Origin of the sequence: Sphingomonas turrisvirgatae, from assembly GCF_001721295.1 — a bacterium.
GTDB classification, from domain to species: Bacteria; Pseudomonadota; Alphaproteobacteria; order Sphingomonadales; family Sphingomonadaceae; genus Sphingomonas; species Sphingomonas turrisvirgatae.
Window position 1 is genome coordinate 108,543 of sequence record NZ_MDDS01000006.1, and the last position, 22,564, is coordinate 131,106.

General features: G+C 64.3%; 21 protein-coding genes, 1 tRNA gene and 1 pseudogene. 9 read left to right on the forward strand and 14 right to left on the reverse strand.

Annotation, left to right across the window (positions count from 1 at the left end; translation table 11 throughout):
* Positions 1-28 precede the first annotated feature (28 nt).
* Positions 29-2,245, reverse strand: a complete 2,217-nt coding sequence (gene katG / locus BFL28_RS02750) for a catalase/peroxidase HPI (RefSeq protein WP_069319119.1) — start codon at positions 2,243-2,245, stop codon at positions 29-31.
* A gap of 298 nt (positions 2,246-2,543) precedes the next feature.
* Between katG and purF the strand changes: the two genes are divergently transcribed.
* Positions 2,544-3,995, forward strand: coding sequence for an amidophosphoribosyltransferase (purF, locus tag BFL28_RS02755; RefSeq protein ID WP_069319120.1), 1,452 nt, complete (start codon positions 2,544-2,546; stop codon positions 3,993-3,995).
* A 5-nt stretch (positions 3,996-4,000) separates the two neighbouring features.
* Positions 4,001-4,711 (forward strand): SDR family NAD(P)-dependent oxidoreductase, encoded by a 711-nt coding sequence (locus BFL28_RS02760; protein WP_069319121.1) that lies wholly within the window; start codon positions 4,001-4,003, stop codon positions 4,709-4,711.
* A gap of 2 nt (positions 4,712-4,713) precedes the next feature.
* Here BFL28_RS02760 and BFL28_RS02765 read toward each other — a convergent pair whose 3' ends face one another.
* Both BFL28_RS02765 and BFL28_RS02770 read right to left on the reverse strand, forming a co-directional pair.
* Positions 4,714-5,142, reverse strand: coding sequence for a hypothetical protein (locus tag BFL28_RS02765; protein WP_069319122.1), 429 nt, complete (start codon positions 5,140-5,142; stop codon positions 4,714-4,716).
* On the reverse strand, positions 5,139-7,118 hold the full coding sequence (locus BFL28_RS02770; protein ID WP_069319123.1) for a putative bifunctional diguanylate cyclase/phosphodiesterase: 1,980 nt from the start codon (positions 7,116-7,118) through the stop codon (positions 5,139-5,141). Before BFL28_RS02770 ends, BFL28_RS02765 begins: the two co-directional genes overlap by 4 nt.
* 61 nt (positions 7,119-7,179) lie before the next feature.
* Here BFL28_RS02770 and moaA point away from each other — a divergent pair, with 61 nt between their 5' ends.
* The 3 genes from moaA (at position 7,180) to BFL28_RS02785 (ending at position 9,130) form a co-directional block, all read left to right on the forward strand.
* The gene (moaA, locus tag BFL28_RS02775) at positions 7,180-8,205 is read left to right on the forward strand and encodes a GTP 3',8-cyclase MoaA (RefSeq protein WP_069319124.1); all 1,026 of its coding nucleotides are present in this window, start codon (positions 7,180-7,182) and stop codon (positions 8,203-8,205) included.
* Positions 8,202-8,975 (forward strand): NAD kinase, encoded by a 774-nt coding sequence (locus tag BFL28_RS02780; RefSeq protein WP_069319125.1) that lies wholly within the window; start codon positions 8,202-8,204, stop codon positions 8,973-8,975. Before moaA ends, BFL28_RS02780 begins: the two co-directional genes overlap by 4 nt.
* An 80-nt stretch (positions 8,976-9,055) precedes the next feature.
* Positions 9,056-9,130 (forward strand) — tRNA-Asn (locus BFL28_RS02785).
* Between the two features lie 84 nt (positions 9,131-9,214).
* Here BFL28_RS02785 and BFL28_RS02790 read toward each other — a convergent pair.
* Both BFL28_RS02790 and BFL28_RS20635 read right to left on the reverse strand, forming a co-directional pair.
* Positions 9,215-9,739: a DUF6680 family protein gene (locus BFL28_RS02790; RefSeq protein ID WP_131818571.1), complete on the reverse strand. Its 525-nt coding sequence runs from the start codon at positions 9,737-9,739 to the stop codon at positions 9,215-9,217.
* A 117-nt stretch (positions 9,740-9,856) separates the two neighbouring features.
* On the reverse strand, positions 9,857-10,723 hold the full coding sequence (locus tag BFL28_RS20635) for an AbiJ-NTD4 domain-containing protein (RefSeq protein WP_131818572.1): 867 nt from the start codon (positions 10,721-10,723) through the stop codon (positions 9,857-9,859).
* A gap of 315 nt (positions 10,724-11,038) precedes the next feature.
* On the opposite strand from BFL28_RS20635, the gene BFL28_RS02800 reads away from it, so the two are divergent.
* The 3 genes from BFL28_RS02800 to BFL28_RS02805 are packed head-to-tail and all read left to right on the forward strand — an operon-like array spanning position 11,039 to position 12,258.
* The gene (locus BFL28_RS02800; RefSeq protein WP_069319128.1) at positions 11,039-11,290 is read left to right on the forward strand and encodes a hypothetical protein; all 252 of its coding nucleotides are present in this window, start codon (positions 11,039-11,041) and stop codon (positions 11,288-11,290) included.
* Positions 11,283-11,510, forward strand: a complete 228-nt coding sequence (locus BFL28_RS20640) for a hypothetical protein (RefSeq protein WP_131818573.1) — start codon at positions 11,283-11,285, stop codon at positions 11,508-11,510. The genes BFL28_RS02800 and BFL28_RS20640 overlap by 8 nt, the downstream gene beginning before the upstream one ends.
* Entirely contained in the window at positions 11,503-12,258 is a 756-nt protein-coding gene (locus BFL28_RS02805) for a hypothetical protein (protein WP_069319129.1), read from the forward strand. Before BFL28_RS20640 ends, BFL28_RS02805 begins: the two co-directional genes overlap by 8 nt.
* Before the next feature lie 66 nt (positions 12,259-12,324).
* Here BFL28_RS02805 and BFL28_RS02810 read toward each other — a convergent pair whose 3' ends face one another.
* Both BFL28_RS02810 and BFL28_RS02815 read right to left on the reverse strand, forming a co-directional pair.
* Positions 12,325-12,654 carry a hypothetical protein gene (locus BFL28_RS02810; RefSeq protein WP_131818574.1) on the reverse strand — a complete coding sequence of 110 codons (330 nt, stop codon included), beginning with the start codon at positions 12,652-12,654 and terminating at the stop codon, positions 12,325-12,327.
* Between the two features lie 77 nt (positions 12,655-12,731).
* Positions 12,732-15,143, reverse strand: coding sequence for a hypothetical protein (locus BFL28_RS02815; RefSeq protein ID WP_173655662.1), 2,412 nt, complete (start codon positions 15,141-15,143; stop codon positions 12,732-12,734).
* Positions 15,144-15,263: 120 nt separating this feature from the next.
* On the opposite strand from BFL28_RS02815, the gene BFL28_RS02820 reads away from it, so the two are divergent.
* Complete coding sequence (locus BFL28_RS02820; RefSeq protein ID WP_069319132.1) at positions 15,264-15,635, forward strand: hypothetical protein; 372 nt, start codon at positions 15,264-15,266, stop codon at positions 15,633-15,635.
* A gap of 1 nt (position 15,636) precedes the next feature.
* On the opposite strand, the gene BFL28_RS02825 is transcribed toward BFL28_RS02820, so the two are convergent.
* From BFL28_RS02825 to BFL28_RS02850, 7 genes and pseudogenes are all read right to left on the reverse strand, one after another.
* Positions 15,637-18,102 (reverse strand): GNAT family protein, encoded by a 2,466-nt coding sequence (locus BFL28_RS02825; RefSeq protein ID WP_131818576.1) that lies wholly within the window; start codon positions 18,100-18,102, stop codon positions 15,637-15,639.
* Positions 18,099-20,084 carry a hypothetical protein gene (locus BFL28_RS02830; RefSeq protein ID WP_069319134.1) on the reverse strand — a complete coding sequence of 662 codons (1,986 nt, stop codon included), beginning with the start codon at positions 20,082-20,084 and terminating at the stop codon, positions 18,099-18,101. Before BFL28_RS02830 ends, BFL28_RS02825 begins: the two co-directional genes overlap by 4 nt.
* A 69-nt stretch (positions 20,085-20,153) precedes the next feature.
* A complete protein-coding gene (locus tag BFL28_RS21830) occupies positions 20,154-20,663 on the reverse strand; it encodes a virion core protein, T7 gp14 family (protein WP_069319135.1) in 510 nt (169 codons plus the stop codon).
* Position 20,664: 1 nt separating this feature from the next.
* Complete coding sequence (locus tag BFL28_RS02840; protein WP_069319136.1) at positions 20,665-21,279, reverse strand: hypothetical protein; 615 nt, start codon at positions 21,277-21,279, stop codon at positions 20,665-20,667.
* A gap of 81 nt (positions 21,280-21,360) precedes the next feature.
* Positions 21,361-21,465: pseudogene (locus BFL28_RS21835) on the reverse strand (HGGxSTG domain-containing protein); the annotation flags it as partial.
* Positions 21,452-21,655 (reverse strand): hypothetical protein, encoded by a 204-nt coding sequence (locus BFL28_RS02845; RefSeq protein WP_131818577.1) that lies wholly within the window; start codon positions 21,653-21,655, stop codon positions 21,452-21,454. The gene BFL28_RS02845 and the pseudogene BFL28_RS21835, both read right to left, overlap by 14 nt.
* A gap of 100 nt (positions 21,656-21,755) precedes the next feature.
* Positions 21,756-22,229: a terminase small subunit-like protein gene (locus tag BFL28_RS02850; RefSeq protein WP_069319138.1), complete on the reverse strand. Its 474-nt coding sequence runs from the start codon at positions 22,227-22,229 to the stop codon at positions 21,756-21,758.
* Positions 22,230-22,564: the final 335 nt, after the last annotated feature.

The window sequence follows — 22,564 nt, forward strand, 5'->3', positions numbered from 1 at the left end:
AGGCCCTTGCCCGCCGCGGCCCGTCACCTCACTCGTGGTCGACCCAGCCCTTCAGGTCGAACCGGTCGGCATTCATCACCTTGGTCCAGGCCTTGACGAAATCCTTCACGAACTTTTCCTCATGCCCCTTCTCGGCATAGACTTCGCCCACCGCGCGCAGCTCCGAATTCGACCCAAAGATCAGGTCGGCGCGCGTCGCCCGCCATGTCTCGCCGCCAGCGGCGCGATCCTTGGCGATATACTCCTCGCCGTCCGAACCCTCGGCCGCTGACCAGACGTTGGTCATGTCATAGAGGTTGACGAAGAAGTCGTTGGTCAGCTGGCCCGATCGCTTGGTGAAGTGGCCATGCCCGCGCTCACCGTGATTGGCGCCGAGCACGCGCAGGCCGCCGATCAGCACCACCATCTCGGGCACCGACAGGCCGAGCAACGAGGCCTTGTCGAGCATCATCTCCTCGACCTTCACGGCCAGCTTCTTCTTGCCGACATAGTTGCGGAACGCGTCGGCTTCCGGCTCCATGACGGCAAAGCTGTCGCCATCGGTCCATTCTTCGCTTGCGTCGCCACGGCCGCCGGTGAACGGCACTTCGACGCCGAAGCCGGCGTCCTTGGTCGCTTTTTCAAGGCCCACCACGCCGCCCAGCACGATCGCATCGGCCATCGACAGATTGCCGCGCAACCCTTCCAGCGTCTCGAGCACCTTGGCCAGCATGGCCGGCTCGTTGACCTCCCAATCCTTTTGAGGTGCGAAGCGGATGCGCGCGCCGTTCGCGCCGCCGCGATAATCGGACTTGCGATAAGTCGAGGCGGATGCCCAGGCAGTCTTGATCAACTGGCTGACCGTCAGGCCGCTCGCCGCAATGGCCTGCTTGACCGCCGCGACATCCGCATCCGACGGCTTCGTCCCCGCCGGCACCGGGTCCTGCCAGATCAGGTCCTCTTCCGGCACTTCCGGGCCAAGGTAGCGGATCTTGGGCCCCATGTCGCGATGAGTCAGCTTGAACCAGGCGCGCGCGAACGCGTCCTTGAACGCCTCGTGGTCGTTGCGGAACTTCTCGCTGATCCTGCGGAACTCGGGATCGACCTTCAACGCCATGTCGGCGGTGGTCATCATCGTCGGCACCTTCTTGGAAGAGTCCCAAGCCGCCGGGGCCATGTCCTCTTCCTTCTGGTCGATCGGCTGCCACTGCTGCGCGCCGGCCGGCGACTTCACCAGCTCATATTCGTAATCGAGCAGCAGGCGAAAATAATTCTCGCTCCATTCGGTCGGCGTGTTGACCCACGATCCCTCGATGCCGCTGGTCACGGTATGCTCGCCGATCCCGCCGCTCTCGTGCGTGCTGACCCAGCCAAAACCCTGCGCGACCAGATCGCCACCCGATGGCGCCTTGCCCAGCAGCGAAGCGTCGCCATTGCCATGCGCCTTGCCGAAGGTGTGGCCGCCGGCCGTCAGCGCGACGGTTTCCTCATGGTTCATCGCCATGCGCTCGAACGTCGCCTTGATATCGCGCGCCGATTGCAGCGGATCGGGGACGCCGCCCGGGCCCTCCGGATTGACGTAGATGAGGCCCATCTGGATCGCTGCGAGCGGCCCTTCCAGCTCGTGCATGCCATGCTCGGGCGCAATGCGGGTCTGAACGCCTTCGTTCACCCACTTGTCCTCGCTGCCCCAATAGATGTCGCGCTCGGGCTCGAACACGTCGGCGCGGCCGCCGCCAAAGCCGAACACCGGCCCGCCCATGCTTTCGATCGCGACATTGCCGGTCAGGATGAACAGATCGGCCCAGCTGATATGCTTGCCGTATTTCTGCTTGATCGGCCACAGCAGCCGGCGCGCCTTGTCGAGGTTGCCGTTGTCGGGCCAGCTGTCGAGCGGCGCGAAACGCTGCTGACCGCTGTTCGCGCCGCCCCGGCCGTCGGCGGTGCGATAGGTGCCCGCCGCATGCCATGCCATGCGGATGAAGAACGGACCGTAATGGCCATAATCCGCCGGCCACCAGGGCTGGCTGTCGGTCATCAGCGCATGGAGGTCCTTCTTGAGCGCGTCATAGTCGAGCTGCTTGAACGCCTCGGCATAGTCGAAATCCTCGCCCATCGGATTGGACGAGCCGTTGGGATTGAGGATCTCGGTCGCCAGCATCTCCGGCCACCAATCCTTGTTGGTGCGGCCGAGCAGCGCACGGACCCCGCCAGGCTGATGCACCGGGCAACCGCCACCCTCGATCGATCCAGTCTTGGCGTACATGTCCTCATCCTCTCTGTTGATTGAGTGTGCGAAGGCTATTCAAAACTTCTCCACCGCGGAAACGAGATAAACAAGTCACTTTGAACGAGAGAATCGATCACGCAACGATGCCATCATCGACTGGCTCGAAAGTCTGGGGAATTAGGCTCACCACCGCAACCAAACTGAACGCCGCGCCGGGCATTCGGTTGCCCGTCCGAAACGCCAGCTTCGCTCAAGCGCATGACAAACAGGCGACAAAGCAGGTTCGACCACCTATATGGCCGCCCATCGCTCACCCAATTCCCCTGAAGGGCCGATGCTGACCACGAATCCGTTCGAAGACGACAAGCTGCGCGAAGAGTGCGGCGTGTTCGGAGTTTCCGGTGCCGACGGCGCCGCCGCGCTCGTTGCGCTGGGCCTGCATGCGCTCCAGCATCGCGGCCAGGAAGCTGCGGGCATCACCAGCTATGACGGCACCCATTTCCACACGCATCGCGCGATGGGCCATGTCGCGGGCAATTTCGATCGCGACGACGTGATCCGCGCCCTGCCCGGCAACGTCGCCTGCGGCCATGTCCGCTATTCAACGACTGGTGAGACCGCGCTGCGCAATGTCCAGCCGCTCTATGCCGAACTGGCGAGCGGCGGCTTTGCGGTTGCGCATAACGGCAACATCTCGAACGCGCTGCACCTGCGCCGGGAGTTGGTCCAGCGCGGGTCGATCTTCCAGTCGACGTCGGACACGGAAACGATCATCCATCTCGTCGCCACGAGCGGCTATCGCGACCTGCTCGACCGCTTCATCGACGCACTGAAGCAGATCGAGGGTGCCTATTCGCTGATCTGCATGACGCCACAGGGTATGATCGCCTGTCGCGATCCGCTCGGCATCCGGCCGCTCGTGATGGGCCGGCTTGGCGACAGCTATATCTTCGCGTCCGAAACCGTGGCGCTCGACGTGGTCGGGGCCGAGTTCGTCCGTGCGGTCGATCCGGGCGAACTGGTGATCGTCAAGGATGGCGAATTGCGATCGCTGCGCCCGTTCAGCGCGATCGCGCCGCGCCCGTGCATCTTCGAATGGGTCTATTTCTCCCGTCCCGATTCGATTGCCGAGGATCGCTCCGTCTATTCGGTGCGCAAGGCGATCGGCGCGGAGCTGGCCAACGAATCCGCTGTAGACGCCGATCTTGTCGTGCCGGTGCCGGATTCGGGCGTTCCCGCGGCAATCGGCTATGCGCAACAATCGGGCATTCCGTTCGAGCTTGGCATCATCCGCTCGCACTATGTCGGTCGAACCTTCATTCAGCCAAGCGCCGAGGTCCGCCGCCTTGGCGTGAAGCTCAAGCACAACGCCAATCGCGACCTGATCGCGGGCAAGCGCATCATCCTGGTGGACGATTCGATCGTGCGCGGCACCACCAGCCTCAAGATCGTGGAGATGATGCGCGAAGCCGGCGCGGCCGAAGTGCATATGCGCATCGCCAGCCCGCCGACGACGCACAGCTGCTTCTATGGCGTCGATACGCCAGAGCGCTCCAAGCTGCTCGCTGCCAAGCTGAACGTCCAGGGTATGGCCGATTTCATCAAGGCCGACAGTCTGGCGTTCATCAGCATCGACGGGCTCTATCGCGCGCTGGGCGAGGCGGAACGCCGAGACGTCCTGCCGAAATATTGCGATGCCTGCTTCACCGGCGATTATCCCACCGCCCTCACCGACCATAACGAACAGGCGTTGACCCAACTCGCGCTGCTCGACGAACCGGCCTGAACGACATGAACGAAGAAAACATTGGCGCACGGGTCGCGCTCGTCACCGGCGCGAGCCGCGGCATCGGTGCCGCTACCGCCATCGCGCTTGCCGCCGACGGCTATCATGTCGTGCTGACCGCGCGCACCGCCGGCGGGCTAGAGGAGGTCGAGGAAGCGATCTTCGCGGCGGGGGGCAGCGCGACGATCGCGCCGATGGACCTGCTCGAAACCGATTCGATCCCGCGCCTCGCCGCCGCCGTGGCGGAACGCTGGGGCAAGCTCGACCTGCTCGTCCTCAACGCCGCCGCGCTCGGCACGCTGGCCGCGATCAGCGCCTACGATCCCAAGGAAGTGGCAAAGGTGCTGGCGCTCAACATCAGCGCACAGGCCGCGCTGATCGGCGCGTTCGACCCGCTACTGCGCAAGTCGGATACGGGCCGTGTGATCGGACTCACCTCTGGCGTCGCGCGTCGTCCGCGCGCCTTCTGGGGTCTCTACGGCGCGACCAAGGCCGCGTTCGAGAATCTGTTGCTGAGCTATGCCGAAGAGGTCCGCAACCTAACCCGGGTTCGGGTCGCGATCGTCGATCCGGGTGCCACCCGAACCAAGATGCGCGCCCGCGCCTATCCCGGCGAGGCACCGGAAAGTGTGAAGCCGCCCGAGGCGGTGGCGGAGCGCATTCTGGGGCTGCTGGCCAGCGACTTCGAAACGGGCGCTTTCGACAAGATCGGTTAGAGTCAGCGCCGCTCGAGCAACGCGTCCAGCTCGATCACCAGGTCCTCATCGATCGCCGCTTCATCCTCCAGATCCTCGGCCGTGAACGTCTCGCGATTCATCACGAAGCTGCCGTGATAGCCCGAGAAGCGCCACTCGCCGGTCACTTCGCTGCCGTCCTCGCTCAGCGTCCCGGCATAGGTGACCGAATGCGCCAGCGCGCCGGCCGGGTCATATTGTTTGGTGAAGCGCAATCGCAACCCCTCGCGCTCGCCGTCGACAAAAGCGCGCCGCACTTCGTCCATGCCAGTCGTATCCGGCTCGGTGATCGTGCCCGACACCACGCCGCCCGCCTCTTCCAGATGCGCGATGAAGCTATTTTCCTCCACCTCGGCCGAGCCTGCGAAATAGCGACCGTACCACACGCCGCTGACATCGTGCGGATCGCTCATCCGCCTCCCACCCGTGCCGCCAGTTCCGCGCCGGTCAGCGGCTGCGCGAAAAGGAAGCCCTGATAAAATTGGCACCCTTCCTTGGCGAGAAGTTCGAGCTGCTCGTCGGTCTCGACCCCCTCGGCCACGACGGCGAGGCCCAGCGACCGCGCCATGTCGATCACGCCGCGCACGACGACGCGGTCGCGCACTGAACCGGCGATATCCTGGGTCAGCTTGCGGTCGATCTTGAGATAGTCGAGCGGCAGCGACTTGAGATAGGCGAGGCTCGAATAGCCGGTCCCGAAATCGTCGATCGCAACGCGGCAGCCGGCGGCGCGCAATTCACCCAGCAGGCGGGAGGCCTCGGCAATGTCGGCAATCAGGCCGCCCTCGGTGATCTCGACGGTCAGGCGAGAGCGCGGAAAGCCGCTGCCGTCCACCCAATCGAGGAACAGGTCGACGAAGTTGCTTCGCGCGACATCGACCGATGTGACGTTTACCGCCAGCCGCAGATCGGCCAGCTCTGCCGGCCAGTGCGCCGCTTCGCTCAGCGCCTTGCGCTGAACATGTTCGGAAAGGGCCAAGGCAAGTCCTGCACGGTCGGCCGCCGCGAACAGCGCTTCGGCCCCGATTTGGCCCAGCGCGGGATGCTCCCACCGTGCAAGTGCCTCCACCCCGACCAGCGCGCCCGTCGCGACCACCACCTGCGGCTGGAACCGCAACTCGATCTCACCCTGGTCCAGCGCACGCCGCAGGTCGACTGCCAGTGCATCGACCGACAAGGCGGTGTGGCTGCCGCCCTCGCCGGCCAGCGCTTCGCTCGCGCGCTTGAGCAATGCCGCGACATCGTCGTCGGGCTGCGACAGGGCGCTTGCCAGCCGCGCACCCATCGGCAGGATCGCGTCTTCGACGACGAACGGTCGCGCCATCACATCCTCGATCTGCGCCAGTGTGGCGGCAAGCGCGGCATCGCTCACGCTCTCGGCAGCAATCAGGAACTCCGCCCCGCCCATGCGCGCGACGATCGCGCGCTTGCCCAGCGTCTCGCGCGCTACTTGCGCGAGCCGCGCCGCCGCGGTGCGCAGCACGGCGTCGCCCGCGGGTCGTCCATAGGCGGTGTTCACAACGTCGAACCGGCTGAGCGTCACAAGAACGATGCCGACCTCGTGCCGTTCACCCAGCCGTCGCTGCACCCATCGCCGCGCCCCAACCGCATTCCGCACCCCCGCCAGCGCCTCACGCACTGCCGCGCCGGCATCCACCCGGCTCAGTCGTTCGATCAGCGCGTGCACCCGGCCGGTGCGCACATCGACTTGAAGATGTTCGACCACGCGCCCGGCACCGGCCAGTTCATGGGCGAAGGCAGTTGCCTGCAGCCCGCCGCGCAGCCGCGCCAGCGCCGCCTTCAGCGCGCCTCGGTCGTGCCGCTCGACGCTTCGCAGCATCGCGCGGACCGACGGCGTCTCGCTCAGCCCCAGCATGGCGGCCAGCGCCGGGGTGACCTGCATCGATTGCAGCGCAGGATCGTAACGCCAGCCGAGCGCATCGGCCGCTCCCTCCACGCCCGTCGAGCCGCCGCCGACTCGCTCGGCATGACGCGCGGCAAAGCGCAGCGCCTGGACGAACTCGGCCTCCTTCATCGGGCTAGCAAGGAAGTGCGTAGCGCCGGCATCGTAGAATTCGCCAAGCCGCGCCGCATGGCCACGGGACACCAGGACCAGCAAGGCGCCGCCGATCGCTCCAGCCACCCCGGCCAGCGCCCGTACCGCGGCCAGCCCATCCTCGATCGCGCCGCGCGCATCGACCACAGCGATCGCCGCCCCGCTCGCCAGCAGCCGCCGCTCGGCCCCATCGGTCCGCCGCGCCGCGACCACGCGCCATCCGGCTTGTGCGGCAAGCGCCGCAAGCTCGTCGCGCTGGCGGAAGGACAGCAGAAAAACGGGCGGATCGCGCTCGGTCGTCGGGGCAGCGGCGGTCAACGCGAGTTCGGTCATCGCCCCCTTCCTAACGCAAGCCTTGCTGCGAAGCCATGAACGCCTTAGCTCATTCGCTTCGATGATTGCATCCGCCACCCCTATTGCCGTCGCGCCCGCTCCGCCGCTGGTCGACCGCCATGGCCGCACGATCAGCTATCTGCGCGTGTCGGTGACGGATCGCTGCGACCTGCGTTGCCGCTATTGCATGGCGGAGAAGATGACCTTTCTGCCACGTGACGCGCTGCTGTCGCTGGAGGAAATGGCGCTGATCGCAGAGCGCTTCGTCGCGCGCGGTGTGCGCAAGATCCGCCTATCGGGCGGCGAACCGCTGGTGCGGCGCGATGCCATCGACCTTGTACGCAGGCTGGGCCGGCATGTCGGCGTCGGGCTGGACGAGCTTACCTTGACCACCAACGGCACGCGGCTGCGCGCGTTCGCGCCGATGTTGGCCGACGCGGGCGTGCGGCGCATCAACGTTAGCCTGGACAGCCGCGATCCGACGACGTTCCGCCACATCACGCGCCATGGCGATCTTTCCCAAGTCCTGGACGGCATTGAAGCAGCGCAAGCCGCCGGCCTGACGGTCAAGATCAACATGGTCGCGCTCGCCGGCCTGAACGAAGGTGAAATTCCTGCCATGCTTGCATGGGCGGGCGGCGCAGGCATGGACCTGACGCTGATCGAAACCATGCCGCTGGGAATGATCGACGAGGATCGCGCCGACCGTTTCGTTCCGCTCACGCGAGTCTTCGATGATCTATCGCGCCGCTTCACGCTGGCCGCCGATGCGCATCGCAGCGGCGGACCGGCGCGATACTGGCATGTCGCGGAGACCGGCCGCCGGCTCGGCCTCATTTCGCCGCTCACCGGCAATTTTTGCGACAGCTGCAATCGCGTCCGGCTGACGACCGAGGGCAAGCTTTTCACCTGTCTGGGCCATGAGGACCAGGTCGATTTGAAGGCGGCGATCCGCGGCGGCGGACCTGTGGCGGTCGATAACGCCATCGACGCCGCCCTGCTCGCCAAGCCGGCGCGCCATGACTTCAGCATCGCACCCGGCGCCGCGCCCGCAGTCCGCCGTCATATGAGCGTGACCGGCGGATGACCCATTTGCGTCGCGCCCTTGCCGCCTCGCCGACCAACCCGGCCGAGGCTGCCGCCGCCGAACTGCTCTCGACCCACGATTGGGCCGATCTTGAATCAGCCGAATTGCTCGTCGCGCTGGGTGGCGACGGCTTCATGCTCCAGACGCTTCATGCGATGCTGGAACGCCATCGCACCATACCCGTGTTCGGCATGAACCTCGGCACCGTCGGATTCCTGATGAACGAGTGGCGCCCGGATGGGCTCGACCAGCGACTTGCGCGAGCCAGGGCGTTCAAGGTCACGCCGCTCGAGATGACCGCGACCACCGTGGAGGGCGAGACCTTCGTGCTCCCGGCGATCAACGAAGTCTCGCTGCTTCGTGAGACGCGCCAGACCGCAAAGCTCGAGGTCACGGTCAACGACCGCATCGTCCTGCCCGAACTGGTGTGCGACGGCATCCTGGTCGCCACGCCGGCCGGTTCTACCGCCTATAACCTCTCCGCTCATGGCCCGATCCTGCCGCTCGGCTCTCAGATGCTGGCGCTCACGCCGATCAGCCCGTTTCGCCCGCGTCGCTGGCGGGGCGCGATCCTGCCTGAAAAGGCCCGCATCTCGCTTCGCGTGCTCGATCCGGCCAAGCGCCCGGTCAGCGCCGTCGCCGATCAGCGCGAGGTACGCGACGTCGCCCGTGTCGATGTCGAGATCGATCATCGCCGCGACCTGACGCTGCTGTTCGATCCCGAACATGCGCTCGACGACCGCATCACCATGGAGCAGTTCGCCGGCTGATTTCGGCGCCGGAAAAATAGTTGCGGCTGCGCGCTTGCAATGCCGCAAACCCCTTCGTATAGGCGCGCCCTCGCTGGTGTTCCCTGATAGCTCAGCGGTAGAGCATCCGACTGTTAATCGGACGGTCGTAGGTTCGAATCCTACTCAGGGAGCCAGCGAGCAATGTCTAAGCTATTGGTATTGCTCGCTGATTCGCGATCACTTTGTGAGGCGTTCCCACGTCCGAACCCACGGCAGATTTATTGCTGGCGCGCCGCTTCCCGCCTCGCTAGCTTGTCCTGGGCATCTTGGATGCTGGCCTGATCGATCATGTAGAGCGCGTCTGGATACCAACCAGTGCGCATATCCTGCGCAGTCAGACGATCGGTGTAGCCCAGCGCGCGGCCAACTGCCTCCGTCAGGCTGTGGTAGCGCTCGACAGTCAGCACGGCATCGGTGCCGGGAGTAAGCGTAGCTTCAAGGAAAAGACGGCGCGCGTTCAGGACCTCAGGGTGATCGGCGAAGGCCACATCGCATACGTTGACCGCTCCCCGCGCATCTTGGTTCAGCAGCTCGCGCCGGCACTTCATCAGCGCCATAAACACTGTCATTTGAAGTCCGCGCCGCTGTTCGATTTCAGCAGATGCCGATCTAAACTGCTCCGCGAACCTTGCTGCCTGTTTTGGTGCGCGCTTGGCGATGATCAGCGCCGCCACGGCGGCAAGCATCGTCAGCACAGATGCTGCTGCCTGCACAGCGTCCGTTATTGTGACCCCTTCCAACATGCACCCTCCGTCCGCGAATCGCAGTCAAGCGATTGCAGACGACAACCGAAGAGAGAAACGGTCAAGCCAAGTGCGAGTGTGTGCTGCCCGTCTCCATCAACAGCTCGACCTGACCTTCTATGTCGACGAAGTCGTAAGTTTGCTTGCGGTCGTCAGCAGATAGGAAACGAATGCAGCACAAGCGCCGAACATGAATAGAGCCTCAGCCTCGGAGACATTGGCCGAGTCATTAAACACCAGAGCATGCCGGACGCCGTCCGTGTCACTGGTATAGCCGTAGAGCGCGCCGAACGCCTTTTTAAGGTGCCCCGGTAGCACGAGCCTCCGCTCCAATGATGCAAGCGCCTTCCCGAGGGTATCTGCCGATGGTTCAACAACCTTTGCCGCAGCCTCAACAGCTGAAATGCTTTCTCTGATCGAACCGCCCCAATCGCCACTCGTAAGCGCAATCGATGAGCTTCGTAGATGCGTGCGTGGACCCTGAGCAGGGTGCGCAGCAGCGACTTCAAAGGCTTGGCGTATGGCTTGAGCTTCTTCCTCTGAGGACGCGCGGACAAACAGCCCGTCAATCAATCGATACGCTGCGCGTGTCTCAGAAAGCGCCCGGTCAATTCGGGGAAGTAGGCTGCCTGGACAGCTTGAGTGGGAAACAACAAACTGCAAAAAGTTGAAGAAACGAAGAAAATCGTTCGACCTCAACTCTGCAGAAACTGCCTTGGTCAGTGAGGGGTGCGAGGCGCTGTAATCTTCGATAGTGCCATAACGCCTCCGCACATGCCATTCGTACATGATTGGCTTCCACTCTGACCTCACCATCTTTTGGCTATATTGATTGGTTGCGGTCATGGAATCATGAATAATCGCGTAAATATAAGCGGACAGTTCTGGAGATACACTATCGTGTCGCATTTGAACCGGTAGCGGCTCAAATCCTTCTCGTTGTCCAAAGGTTGGCTTCGGCGGATCGAACGTGGCACTCGACATAAAGACCCTCCCCCTAGCGGGGAGGACTTGCACGGGAATCGGCGCTGAGGCAATGTGTCCGTGGGCGTAGAAACCCGGACCAGTGATAGCGATCGATCCGTTGGCGCGGCTTCGATCGTGAGTGCGAGCGTGGCGGCTCGCGATGCGGTGCGCTTGGCGGCGCTACCGACTTCGGCTTCATAGCCGGGGGCGGTGCGTCATGTCCAGCGCGCAAGCGTAAAAGCCGCCGGCCTGTCTCACTGGCAGGTTTCTACCCCCCGGCGACCGCCCGATGCGGTCACGGCCGTAGAAAGCCGAAACCAGTGAGTACGAAACATGCAACGCTTTAGGAGCAATCCGCCTTCCCGGCAGGTTCCGCCCCGGCCCGAGACGGCGACGACGCCGCGCTCGCTGCACGCGGCGGTCATCCGCTACATGGCCCGCCATCCGGAAGTGACCGAAGCCTCGTTCGGTCGCCAGGCGCTGAACGATCCAGCCTTCGTCTCCCGCCTGCGCAATGCCGATGGGGTGCGCGAGGAAACTGCGCGTCGCGTGCGCGCCTTCATCGCGGAGGGCGTCCATGCGTAACCGCACTGAAGATCGCCCGCTTTCCGGACGGGAACTGGCGCTTGAGGGCGCCGCTTTGCGTCGCGAGTTCTGGCCCACCGCTGCCGAGCGCAACCGGCCACGGCCTCGCCTTAAACGGCTCTATCGGTCGATGATCGACTCTGGCGATCCCTCAAAGATAGACCTCGGCTTCTTCCTGTTCGGCCTTACCGGCGAAATGGGAGGCCGGGGCCATGCTTGAGCTGAAGGTCAAAGCAGGGCGCCGTATGGTGCCAATCTTCGACCTGCCCGTCGCGCTTGGGCGGGCAGACGCTGCCCGGGAAATCGGTGACACGATCGACACGCTGATCGCCTTCATGGACGACTTGGGGGGCGACCCGGACCTTGAGGTGACGAACCTAGAGGATGACTTCGCCCTGCACCTACCCTTCGGGGGGGGGCAGGGGCCGGGTTGCCCGATCAGCGACAGCAGCGGCGATGTATCGTGGACCGAGTGGGACACGCGCGGACGGCATAAACTGGACGAGTTCGGCAGCGAGCGCCGCGCTGCCATGCCGGGCCGCTACTTCCTCAACGAGGATGACGAGGACGACGACCCTGATACCAGCGTCGAGGATGACCCGACCGGGTTCGACCCAGAAGAAGATATGTGCCTTGCTGGCGACGATGGCGTGTTTAGCGGCCCGGCAAGCCAAATGGGGCTGTTGCGTGTCGAGGATGGCGCTGGGTCAGAGGACGACGCGGAGCGATGGCAGGACACTCGCAACGTCCCCGTTGATCGGGTTGTGTCCCTTGAACCGGATCCATTCACGGGAGTGCGGGTCAATCTCGGCCGAGCAAACCTGCTGACATCGTTCCGAACGAACGGCGAGGTTGTCGCCAGCGCAGACTATTCTGGTGTCACGCTGATAACGACAGGCTGGGTCGGCAAAATCGGTGGCAACGCGGTGATCGCCCCAACCGTAATAGCGAACGATACCGCCGACTGATCACCACCGTTGGCGCAGTTGAACTCTGCCCCGCTGGCTCCGGCTGGCGGGGCCTTCAACGGAGAGTCAGTAGCCTCGGCGGACTTCGTCTAGGAACTCATCGACGGCTTTCTTGTGCCCCGCCAGGATCGCCTTCTCGGCATACTTCAAGTCGTTCTCGGTGGCTGCATTGAGGCATTCCATGTGCCGCTTGGCCTGATCGATGTAGGCCTGCCGCGCGTAGCTGTCATCGCTATAGGGGCGAGTCGGCTTATAGCATGATCGCGCGGGATCGTACTCCAGGCGTCCGATGAACGTGCGAAATTCACCCTCCGGCCTACTCAGCAGCTGAGCGCTGCCTGCGCCAGAGAATCCCAGTGCCATTAGCGCGCAGCAAACTCCCAGTTTCTTCATCATTGCCCCCCCCTCGAATGTCTGAGACAGATTACAGAACGGCGGGACCGCCTCAAGCCGAGGAATTTAGAGCGGCGCGCTCAGTTCATGTTCGAGGTCGGCACTGCTGTCGACAGGTCCGGTCCCCGGCTCGGCATATCCTCGCCCGGCTCCCACCACAGCCCCTGCCCATTCTCTGCCGCCCATTGCTCGACGCGCGCCCGGCTCTCGCCATATTCCGGGTCAGTCATCTCAGCGAGGCGATCGAGGATGGCCCGCTCATAGGCAGCGCGCAGATACCAGAGGTTCCCGCCTGGCGTGTAGCGCTTGGCGAGGCGCACGGCCTCAGCCCCCGGATTGCCCGGCGTGATACCGCCGTCCTTCTGCTCGCGGTCAAACGAGCGATATGTGGCGCGCGATAGATCGCCTACCAGCCCGCCGACCGGCCCAGCCAGGAATTCGCCTAGCCCGCCGTCGAGACGCTGATTTGTGATCGATCCGACAAGATCGCCGAAGATGCCGAAGCCTCCGCCCTGAAGCACGGCGTCGGTCCAGAATTCCAGATTGTCCATAGGGCGAGGGTCGCGTCCCTTCGCAATCTCTCGCAGCTGGATCGAGGCAGCGCCGAACAGCGTCATGCTGACGAAGAACTGCGCCGCATACACCGCGCCACGATACGGGCCGATCGCACGGATCGCCTGCGCCTGCGACATAATGAGCGACAGGGCAAAGCCCTTGAACTGAAAGCTGTTGCGCAGGATTTCGCCGCCAAGCGTGCCGGGACGAGTGCCGAGTTGGACGATGGCGCGAGCGCTCGCGGTATTCTCCTGCACCGCGCGGGCCGTCTCGGCCAACACCATCTCCTGCACCTTGTCGGCAATCTGCCGGTTGGGAATGTTGCGGGCATTGATCCATTCGGCCTTTCCGCGCCGCTCAGGTTCGGCCTTACGGATCACGTCCCAATCGCCGGCAGTAATGCCATAGCGCTCCATCGCCGCCCGCAATCCTTCCGGCACCGCATCGAACGTCTTGCCGCGATAATCGCCAAGGGTGCCGAGGAAATCGAGGCCGAACGCCCGCTGCCCTGCCTCGGTAAACTTGTTGAGGCCGGACAATCGCAACACGTCGTCGGCCAGCACCTGCGTGAGCTGCGGCCCATGCGTTTCGCCATAATAGCGCGAGAGGCCAAGCAGCGAGTGGCTGGCGTCACGCATACCCAGCCCCAGCCGGATCGCCAGCTTGCGGTCGGCGGCGCTCGCCGGGTTCAGCTGCTTGAGGTAACTCGCCAGCACCTTCACTTCGGGAAGGCCGTTAAAGCGCCGTGCCATGGCCTGAGTATTCACGTCCGAAATCGCTGAGATTGGCGACGAGCCGAGCAGGGCCGATGTCAGCAAGTCGCGCGTGCCGGATATCGTCTTAACTGCCCAATAGCTCGGCCGCTCAAGCCACCCTTCCGCGAACTCGGGCACAGAGGTTTCGCCCTTCAGGTAGGCCCACAGGCGTTCTGTAGTCGCCCTGCCCCCCGCCGTTCCAGCCACCGCGCCAGGCACCGCCTTGTCCGACTGCGCTTCCATGCGATCGGCAGCGTCGAGCAGAAACTTGACCGTCGCGTCCGGGTTCGGGCCGAACCGCTCCAGCTTGGCAATGTCCTCGGACAAGCCGCGGATATGCCCCATGATGGTCGTGAAGGCATCGCCGCTGCCATACTTCGCCTGATATCGCATCCAGGCATCGCCGTCGTTGAACACGAACACGCGATGATAGGCACGGGCGTTGGCAAGCTTGGGCTGGCTCATGAACGGGTCAGCCGGCTCGGCACTTAGGCCGTTCGTGCGGATCGCCTCATAGGAGCCGCGCAGCACCTCCTCCAGCCGGGCCGGCGACATGCGCATGCCGGTGTCGGGATCGCGCATCGCAGCGATATCGAGACTCTGGCGAAGATCCGCGCGCCATTCGTCATAACCGACCCGGCGCACCTTCAACGGGTCATGACGGTGCGTGATGCCCCAGCCACGTAGCTTGCCGACGTTGCCGCCTGCCGCGTTGAACCGAAGCCGCAGCGACTCCATCGTATTTGCCAACGCGTCGGCATAGGCTTTGGCGCGCGGATTGCCGGTGGCGTCGCCGTGCAGCTCCTGCATCACATCGCGAAGCCCTGCCTTGTTCGACGGGCTGCCGAAAAAATTGCGCCTGTGCCGCTCGATAAACGCTGAAATCTCGGCCTGCGCTTGAAACTCGATGTTCTCGGCGCGCGTGACGACGTTCTCGTATGGCGCCTGCACGTCGCGATCCATCATGGCGCGAATGGCGGCATAGGGCGACTTGCCCCGATACCGCATGAGATCGGCGCGCGCGCGGCGCTGAGACGCGGCCTGCAACAGCGTCTGCCGTTTCTTGAGCGCCGACGCATCCGCCAGTTGGCGCAACGTCTGCTCGCTCGCTTCAGCGGCGGCGGCATCCGGCCCCATGCTCTGCTTGTATGAAGCCTCAAGCTGCTCGAATAGGTCACGCATCCGCTTGGCCCGCTTCGGGTCAATCTCGCCGCGCTCCACCATGCCGGGAATACAGTTGCCTAGCGACATGCCGGACCTTTCGTGCGATAAGCCCGCCCGCTTCCGTTGGAGAGCTGGCACATGGGCAAGTGGTGGCGAGAAAATGCCGAGCTGCGTCGCAAGGCGGCTGTCATCGCCGGGCTGCTATGGGCGTTCGGCGCGGTGCCGATAGCGGTTGTGCTGTTCAGGCTAGGCGAGGAATGGGCGTGGATTGCGCTGGCGCTGGCCGTCGCGCCCTTCATTCTTGCCGCCGCCGTCGTCGCTACCTTCATCGCCGCCGCGCCAGTTCTCGCTCGCAATGCCATGACGAGAGCCATCGCGCTCGCGGTCGCAGCCGCGGTCGGCGGACTTGTCATAGGGCAGCCGATGCTAACCGCAGTGTATGCGGCAGCCGTAGTCGTCGCTTGGCTGGCGATCGAGCTATGGCAGGGGCGGCAGCCGGCCCGACGCTGAATCACGCCACACCCGCCTTCCCCGGTGCCAAGCACGCGCGGGCAGCGATGAGTGCCGAATTGTCCGCATCCAGATCGTCCAGCACATCGGCAAGGCGCATGTCGGCTTCCACACCATCGGCCTCGATCCGAACTATCTCATCCGGGTTCGTAGCCGCCGCCATCCGTAGATCATGCTCAAGGCTCTGCACCGTCGCCTGCGCGCCGGGGCCATTCACGGCATCGTCGAACCGCTCGGCACCTTCGGCCCGCAAAGGCGCGGCTCGCTCACGCCATGCAGATGCGAACGCGGCCCCATCCGGGGTGAGATCACCCCTCCCGCTCAGTTGCTCCACCGGCAAACCGGCATCACGCGCGATATTGTAGAGCCGGGTTGCGACACCCTTGCGCCGGATCGCAGGCGAGACATAGCTGATTAGCCCGCCGAAATTAGCGAGCGATTCCGGGTCGGTCGGCACGAACAAGCCTGCCTTGGCCTGCCCATCATGCCCGCGCAGCACAACCGTTGCGAACGATCCATCATCCGACTGCTCGACGCGATAGCCTGACGGGCCGCTTTCCGCGATCATGTGACGGGAGATGATCCAGTCGTCGACCGCCTCCGGCGCAACGGTTGGGCGAAGGGCAGGCTGCAAGTCCTGCTCGATCGCGTCGGCAAGCTCGCGCTTCATGCGACGCTGCAATCCCTTCAAGCCAGTTGGCACGGCCAGGTCATCCGCAGCAGACGCCGGAACGTCGACGGCGCGGATACTGCCGCCCTCGCCGGCAGCTGCACGCGCCGCCGCCTCGTCCGGCGTATAGGTGCGCAGGCCATCGCCCACGTCCGTGCCAGGTACATCGGGAACATCGGGCGCACGCTCGGCAGGCTCGCCGCGATACAGCCGCACCATCTCGACGCCTTCGCCTTCAGGCATCCAGTCGGCGCCGCGAGGCCTTGGCTCGTCGACAGGCGCGCGAGCGATCATGCTTTCCGTCAGATCGGCCGCGTCACGCTGCGCGCGTGCGATATCGTCCTCAGCAGCGTCCACCGCTCGCTGCGCTGCCGCCCACTCGTCGTCGGTGCCGAATTGCTCACGGCGCAGAGCCGGGGCATCAGGATCGCCGCCAACGCGCCGATGCGCCCAACGGATCACGTCATCGGCGGTCATGCCCTTGAGGAAAGCATTCTGCTGGATCGCCTTGCGGCTCATCAGTCTTTCGATTGGCGTGTCAGGGGCAGCGCGCAGGATCGCTTTAGCGCCGCCCTGCCCCGCGAAATGCGCTAGATACAAATTGCCCGGTGTGGCACGCGCGCCGATCGACGCAAGTGCGCGCTCGCTGTCGCCAAGCATGTCGTCCATGAGCTGTTCGTTCAGCGCGGGATCGCGCCGCTTGGCGGCTATCTGCGCATCGGTCAGTCCACTCGCACCGTAGCGCCGCTTGTAGTAGCGAACCCAAGTGGACGCGAGGAACTGATACGGTCCCATCGCGCCAGAGGCCTCGTTGTAGTCGTCGGTCGGGCTGCTTTCCGCCCGCCTGATCTTGTCCTTGACAGCACGTCGCGAGGCCTCAGGCGAGATGCGGGGTTCAGACCGAGGCGGCTGTTCGCCATTTAGAACCCGCTCCGCTTCGGCCAGCCTCTGCCGATGCACTTCGGTAGCGGGGCCAGGCTTGAACGGGCTGGTGGCATCGATTTCCTCGTCGCGCTCGACAACATTGATCGCGGCCCGCTGTGCTTCGGTCGCCTTCTTGCCCAGCTTGCGACGCGCGATTGCGCTTAGCGGTTCGACAACTGCACCTTGGATGGCAGCGCCCGCCACGCCAGCGATGCCGACATTGGCGACGCCCTCACCAACCGTCAGCGTCTCGCCCCGCTTAGCCCGCTCGGCTGCAATCATGGGCTGCTCGACCGCTTCGACGGCCATGTTGGTCACGGCTTCAGCCAGGATGCGCCGTGCGATCGTCGACCCGCCGCCACCAAGCGGCAGGGTCATCAGGTTGACTGGATCAACGGCAGCCCCGGCGAACCCGCCTGCATAGCCGGCGACCGTGCCGATGCCGCGCGTGCGCTCCAGCTTCTGGAGATCGTCGCCACGACGCTGTTTCTGACGTTGCGTGACGACTGCGCGCCACGCGTCGACGCTATCGGGAACGTCCGGCAGGAAACCGGGCTTGCGCGCCCGCACCTTCGCCAGATCGGCGAACACCGCCATCTCGTTCACGCCGCCCGACGATCGTCCTACCCAAACATAGTCGGTATCGCTCTTGCCGGTTTCAGCCTTCAGCGCCGCGATGATCGGCGAATATGAACTGATAAGCTGATCGCCCGACTCGCCAGGCCAGTCATCCTTCGCCGTGCGCCAACCTGCCTTGAACCCCTCCCATGCCGGGGTCTCGGGCATATCCTCTGGCCTGTCGGCGATCGGGAGCGTGGGCGGGCCATCCAGATCGTAGAAAGCAGTCGGGCCTTGCGCGCGCATGTCTGTCATCGCCGCTTCCACGGCAACTTGGCGACATCGAGCTTATACGGCTGACCATCCTGCGCGCTCAAAAGTCGGTTCGAGTTGCGCTGGCGGAAGCCATAGACCGTGCCGCCCAAAAGCACCGGCACCATCGCGCGCAGTTGCCCGGAATAGAGTCGCGAGCCATCCGGCCACACACCGGGCTTGCCAACGCGGGCGCGGCCCATGTCGTCACCATTCATGTCAGCGATGCGAAGCTCGATCCCCTCGCTGGTCCATCCAGGCGGCAAAGAGACGGGAGCGCCGTTGATTTTCGCGACGCCCCCGTAGGTTCGACCACCCTTAGAGTCTCCACCCAACGCGGAGTTGATTGCGTCCTTCCACAGGTCGCTATTCCATGATGCCTGCCCGCTCACCCGCGCGCGCTCGGCATAGATCGCCTTCGCGGCAGCCTTAACGTCACGCACATAGTCCGGCGGCATGCCCGCCAACGCGGATGCGACGTGCTGGTTGAATCCTGCATCGGCAATATCGGGCTGATACACTTTCCCGTTTGCAGCCAGCGCATCACGCCCGCGCAGAATTTCCGTCGCGGTGCGCTCGTTGGTCGTGATGAGCGTGGCGGCAATGCGGAAGTCGCCGTCGCTTTCGCTGGTAAGCTGCCGGGCAGCGCCGCGGATCACGCGTGGATCGCGGAACAGCGCCAGGGAGCGCAGCACCTTCAGCCGCGAGTTACTGTCCCCCTCCATATTGGCGTTCAGGACGCGGATTTCTTCGCCAACCAAAGGCTCAATTGCCCCGCCCTGCCGCTGCGCCGCCGCAACCGCCGCACGGCCTCGCTGCACGTAGGTTTCGGGGTCGCGATGGTTGAGGCTGGCCAGGACGCCGCCCGTTGCATACTCGTCCTGCAACAGGGCGCCGCCAGGCTGATTAAGGCGAGACGCTGTTTGCTCACGGCGGGAGCGCAGGCCGTTCAGTTCAGATGCCTGGGCAGGCGACAAACCCGCCTTACCCTTCTTCGCCGCCTCCAACTGCGCGATGCGCTGGTCGATCTGCGGCAGGGTCGCTCCGCGATAGGTCTCGCTCGCACGCGTTTCATTCGCTCGCGCTTCTGACTGCGCGGCTCCACTGGTGTCCCCAATCGCGCGCTGCTCGGTCGCCAGCTCCATCCAGTCTGCCGGCGTCCCCGCTCCGGTTTCCAGCTGTGCCTTTCGGGTCGCCAGATCCTCGCGCTTCAACGCAACTTGCCGGGCCTGCTCGGCTCGCTGCTCAGCGGCAATCCGGCGCGCTTCGGCCTCGTTTCGCTCCTGCTCGATGCGAACAGCCTCAGTCGCCCTCAACGTGTCGGAACCGAACAGCATCTTTTCGACGCGCTGCCGATATCGCTCGGCCCCCGCCGGATCGACCTTTGCCATACGCGCGATCATGAGCGTGCGGGTTTCGGAAAGCCGCTTCTGGATATCGGCTGCGACCGACGCAGCCGGGGCACCGGCACGCTCCCCTTTCTTCTGGAGGATCGACGCCGCCGTCACGAGATAGGCTTCGGCCTGGTCGGGATCGGTATACATGTTGACCGCATCAGCCAGCGATTGGCTGGCCGCGTCGTCATCCGCCTCATCCTGCCACGCCATGCTCTGCACTGCCGCGTGTCGATTGATGACGACGGACATATTCGCGAGGCGCGCATCAGCCGACTGACGAAAGAGCTTCTTGGCTTGGGCCGACGATAGGCCATCCTCGATCGCCTTTGCGCGATCCTTCAACGCTTGCATGGCGGGCTCCAGACCGTCGATCGCCAGCTTGCCGCGTGTGTTCAGATAGCCAGTTTCAGGGGCTGACTGTATATCACCAGCCTCCTGCGCATATCGCGTGGTGGCCTCAGTCGCCTCGGTCTCGGCACGCTCGCGCTCGATCTGGATGCGGGTTTCAGCGAGGTTGGACAGGCCCGCCCCGAGATCCATCATCCCCTTCGCGATGGCGTCAGCCGGCCCGCCGCGATAGTCGGCCACCTGAAATCGCTGCCCGGTGGTGGCTGCCGGCTCTACCTGCCCACCCTCGTATATTTGAACGCGCGGCACTTAACCGGCCCGCCACTTGGTATACTGCGTCGCGCCGCCCAGGATGCTCTTGCTTGCATCAAAGATCGACCCGACAATCGCGCCAGACGCGCGAGACCGCGCCGCCTTGGCTTCAGCGCGAGCGTTGCTGCTGCGAATGTCGAAACCGCGCACACGCTCATCGGCGGCGCGTGCGATAGAGGTAGCATCCTCCCGCGCCAACATCATCGTGTCCTGCTGCACGCGCAGCGCAGACCCAAAGCCAAGATCGACCCCGTTGGCAGCCATTGCTGCCTCTTGACGACCTTGGACCTGCCCGACGCGTCGCCAGTGCTGCCGCAGCTGCTGGCGCCCATTTTCGGCCTCGGTGCGCGCTGCTTCGCCTTCAAGCTTCGCATTTCTATCAGCGACTTTCGCCGCGTATCGCTCCTGCGCTGCCCGGCTCATGCCACCCGCAATTGCGCCGACAGTCGACACAGCGGTTGACGCTATCATGAGGGGGCCAACGAGCGCTGCTGCCGGCGCACACATGTCAGGCTGCCTCAGCTTCGAGCGCCGTTTCCAGCTCCCGCTTCACCATTTCCGTGCGCCGGGCCGCATAGTCGCGCAGCGCCGTGCCGCCGAACTTCTCGAACCGATCGCCGGGCGACAGCTGCACGCCAGCGCCGGCAAGGGCATTGCAGATGATCGTGTCGAGCGTGACGCCGAAGGCGGCGTCCGCCGTCTGCTTGAGCGAGGAATAGGCCTCACCCCGCACCGCCCCCTTGAGCGAGTCGCCAATCGCGCGCGTCGACGCCTTGTAGGCCGTCACGGCTGCCACCAGTTGGCTCAGCGCTGCATCGGCAAGTTTCGCCGCGTCCTCACGATCGGTCAGATGCTCATGAACGGCCTTCCTGGCCTCCTTGCGCGCCTTCACCTTCGCCGCGCGCTCGGCTGCGTCGTCCTGCCGGCACGCCCGCGCCCATGCCTGTTCCAGACCATTCGCGCGCGTCTCAAGCTCGCGAACCTTGGCATTGGCTGCCTCGGTATCCCCCAGCGACGCTGCGCCATCCTCGAAATCCAGAGCAACCCGGCTCTGCGCTTCCTTGGCCTCGGCCAGTTGCGCTGCCAGCGCGTCACGCTTGGCGATGTAATCGGTGCGGTTCATTCGGCTGCTCCCTAAGATCGTCGTCCGCGACGATAGGGTTTCACCGGCACCGGTTGAATCGAGCGCGCGCGATTTCGGTCCTGTCGATTTTCCGCCGTGCAGCCTGCATCTGCCGTTCTTCATCGGCGGCCTGCGGCAAGGCCGGCCCTTGCGCGTGCGAGCGCCGCAAATGTTACGCGGCGGCACTGTCCGGCGTGCCAGTATAGCCCAGTTCGATCAGCTTTTCGCGCATCTGGATCGGATGCCAGCCGGTGCGCATCAGTTCGTCATTCTCGCGCTGCACGCGGGCGCGCCCTTCCTGGATCGCCTGCACGATCGTCGGCACAGGAGCCGCAGGGAAGCGGGCAAGCACCATGTCGATGCTAGTCTGCCACATTGCATCTCGCGGCTTCTTCGCGAGATCCAAGAGAATTTCGCCCATTTCACGGCATTCATCTTGCGACGAAGCGCGCACCAATTTGAGCATGTCGTGAGCGTCAATCACCCTTAATTCCTCTCTTCTGGATAGCCGCAAAGATTGATGCAAAGCGCACGTAGCGCTCTTCCTCGCTCATCTCTCTGATAGGTTTCCCGTCAGCATCAGCCATCTTGAGCAAGCTCGCATCACCGTATTTCTTGGGGGCCAGCTTGCCGGCGAGCCATTTGCGTGCGTCGACCTGCAAGCGGCGATGCTCGATCATGTCGCCTTCGACCTTCTCGATCGTGCCGTCAGCCTTGGTCGTAACCTTCACGCCCGTTACCGGCGTATCGGCAATCTCCAGGATTTCGTGAGCGAGCGTCTCGGCCTGGAGCGCTCGCGCAGCTTCATATTCGGCGCGGAAGCCTTCATCACTCGCCAGCCTGTCCATGACGGTCGACTTGCCCGGCATATGCTCATCGACGCAGATCGTGCGCAGGCTTTGGCCCGCTACGATCCGCTCGAACAGCTCGGCTTTTTGCTCGTCAGTCATGCTGCTCCTCGCGCGCGTGCGCGTAATGGTCCGGGGGATGGTGGCGAGGGGGCGCGGCCGTGTGAATCGAGCATCATCATCCCATCCCCAAGTCTACGTCATCGCCTCGCTCCTCGGGCGCGAGGATCACTTTCTCGTTGGCAAGGCTCGGGGCGGCGGGCCCCTCATGGGCCGCGCCGGTCCCCTTACGTAGTAAGGGCTGTTTCTTATACACATTTTCGAGCCCACGAGACTAGGCACGAGACTGCTTGGCGTCTCCTGTTTGAAATTAAGATTGAAAAAAAAACACATAGCTCATCCCGCCGGTGATCATTCGTTCTGACACAATCCCAGTC

Bases quoted from the DNA above. Each gene is read 5' to 3' on its own strand.
- purF (WP_069319120.1), top strand. From the start codon at position 2,544: ATGCTGACCACGAATCCGTTCGAAGACGACAAGCTGCGCGAAGAGTGC.
- BFL28_RS02840 (WP_069319136.1), bottom strand. From the start codon at position 21,279: ATGAACCGCACCGATTACATCGCCAAGCGTGACGCGCTGGCAGCGCAA.
- BFL28_RS21830 (WP_069319135.1), bottom strand. From the start codon at position 20,663: ATGTGTGCGCCGGCAGCAGCGCTCGTTGGCCCCCTCATGATAGCGTCA.
- katG (WP_069319119.1), bottom strand. From the start codon at position 2,245: ATGTACGCCAAGACTGGATCGATCGAGGGTGGCGGTTGCCCGGTGCAT.
- BFL28_RS02845 (WP_131818577.1), bottom strand. From the start codon at position 21,655: ATGTGGCAGACTAGCATCGACATGGTGCTTGCCCGCTTCCCTGCGGCT.
- BFL28_RS02770 (WP_069319123.1), bottom strand. From the start codon at position 7,118: ATGACCGAACTCGCGTTGACCGCCGCTGCCCCGACGACCGAGCGCGAT.
- BFL28_RS02825 (WP_131818576.1), bottom strand. From the start codon at position 18,102: ATGACAGACATGCGCGCGCAAGGCCCGACTGCTTTCTACGATCTGGAT.
- BFL28_RS02805 (WP_069319129.1), top strand. From the start codon at position 11,503: ATGCTTGAGCTGAAGGTCAAAGCAGGGCGCCGTATGGTGCCAATCTTC.
- BFL28_RS02760 (WP_069319121.1), top strand. From the start codon at position 4,001: ATGAACGAAGAAAACATTGGCGCACGGGTCGCGCTCGTCACCGGCGCG.
- BFL28_RS02815 (WP_173655662.1), bottom strand. From the start codon at position 15,143: ATGCGTGACCTATTCGAGCAGCTTGAGGCTTCATACAAGCAGAGCATG.
- BFL28_RS02820 (WP_069319132.1), top strand. From the start codon at position 15,264: ATGGGCAAGTGGTGGCGAGAAAATGCCGAGCTGCGTCGCAAGGCGGCT.
- BFL28_RS02810 (WP_131818574.1), bottom strand. From the start codon at position 12,654: ATGATGAAGAAACTGGGAGTTTGCTGCGCGCTAATGGCACTGGGATTC.
- BFL28_RS02850 (WP_069319138.1), bottom strand. From the start codon at position 22,229: ATGACTGACGAGCAAAAAGCCGAGCTGTTCGAGCGGATCGTAGCGGGC.
- moaA (WP_069319124.1), top strand. From the start codon at position 7,180: ATGATTGCATCCGCCACCCCTATTGCCGTCGCGCCCGCTCCGCCGCTG.
- BFL28_RS20640 (WP_131818573.1), top strand. From the start codon at position 11,283: ATGCGTAACCGCACTGAAGATCGCCCGCTTTCCGGACGGGAACTGGCG.
- BFL28_RS02790 (WP_131818571.1), bottom strand. From the start codon at position 9,739: ATGTTGGAAGGGGTCACAATAACGGACGCTGTGCAGGCAGCAGCATCT.
- BFL28_RS02780 (WP_069319125.1), top strand. From the start codon at position 8,202: ATGACCCATTTGCGTCGCGCCCTTGCCGCCTCGCCGACCAACCCGGCC.
- BFL28_RS02800 (WP_069319128.1), top strand. From the start codon at position 11,039: ATGCAACGCTTTAGGAGCAATCCGCCTTCCCGGCAGGTTCCGCCCCGG.
- BFL28_RS20635 (WP_131818572.1), bottom strand. From the start codon at position 10,723: ATGTCGAGTGCCACGTTCGATCCGCCGAAGCCAACCTTTGGACAACGA.
- BFL28_RS02765 (WP_069319122.1), bottom strand. From the start codon at position 5,142: ATGAGCGATCCGCACGATGTCAGCGGCGTGTGGTACGGTCGCTATTTC.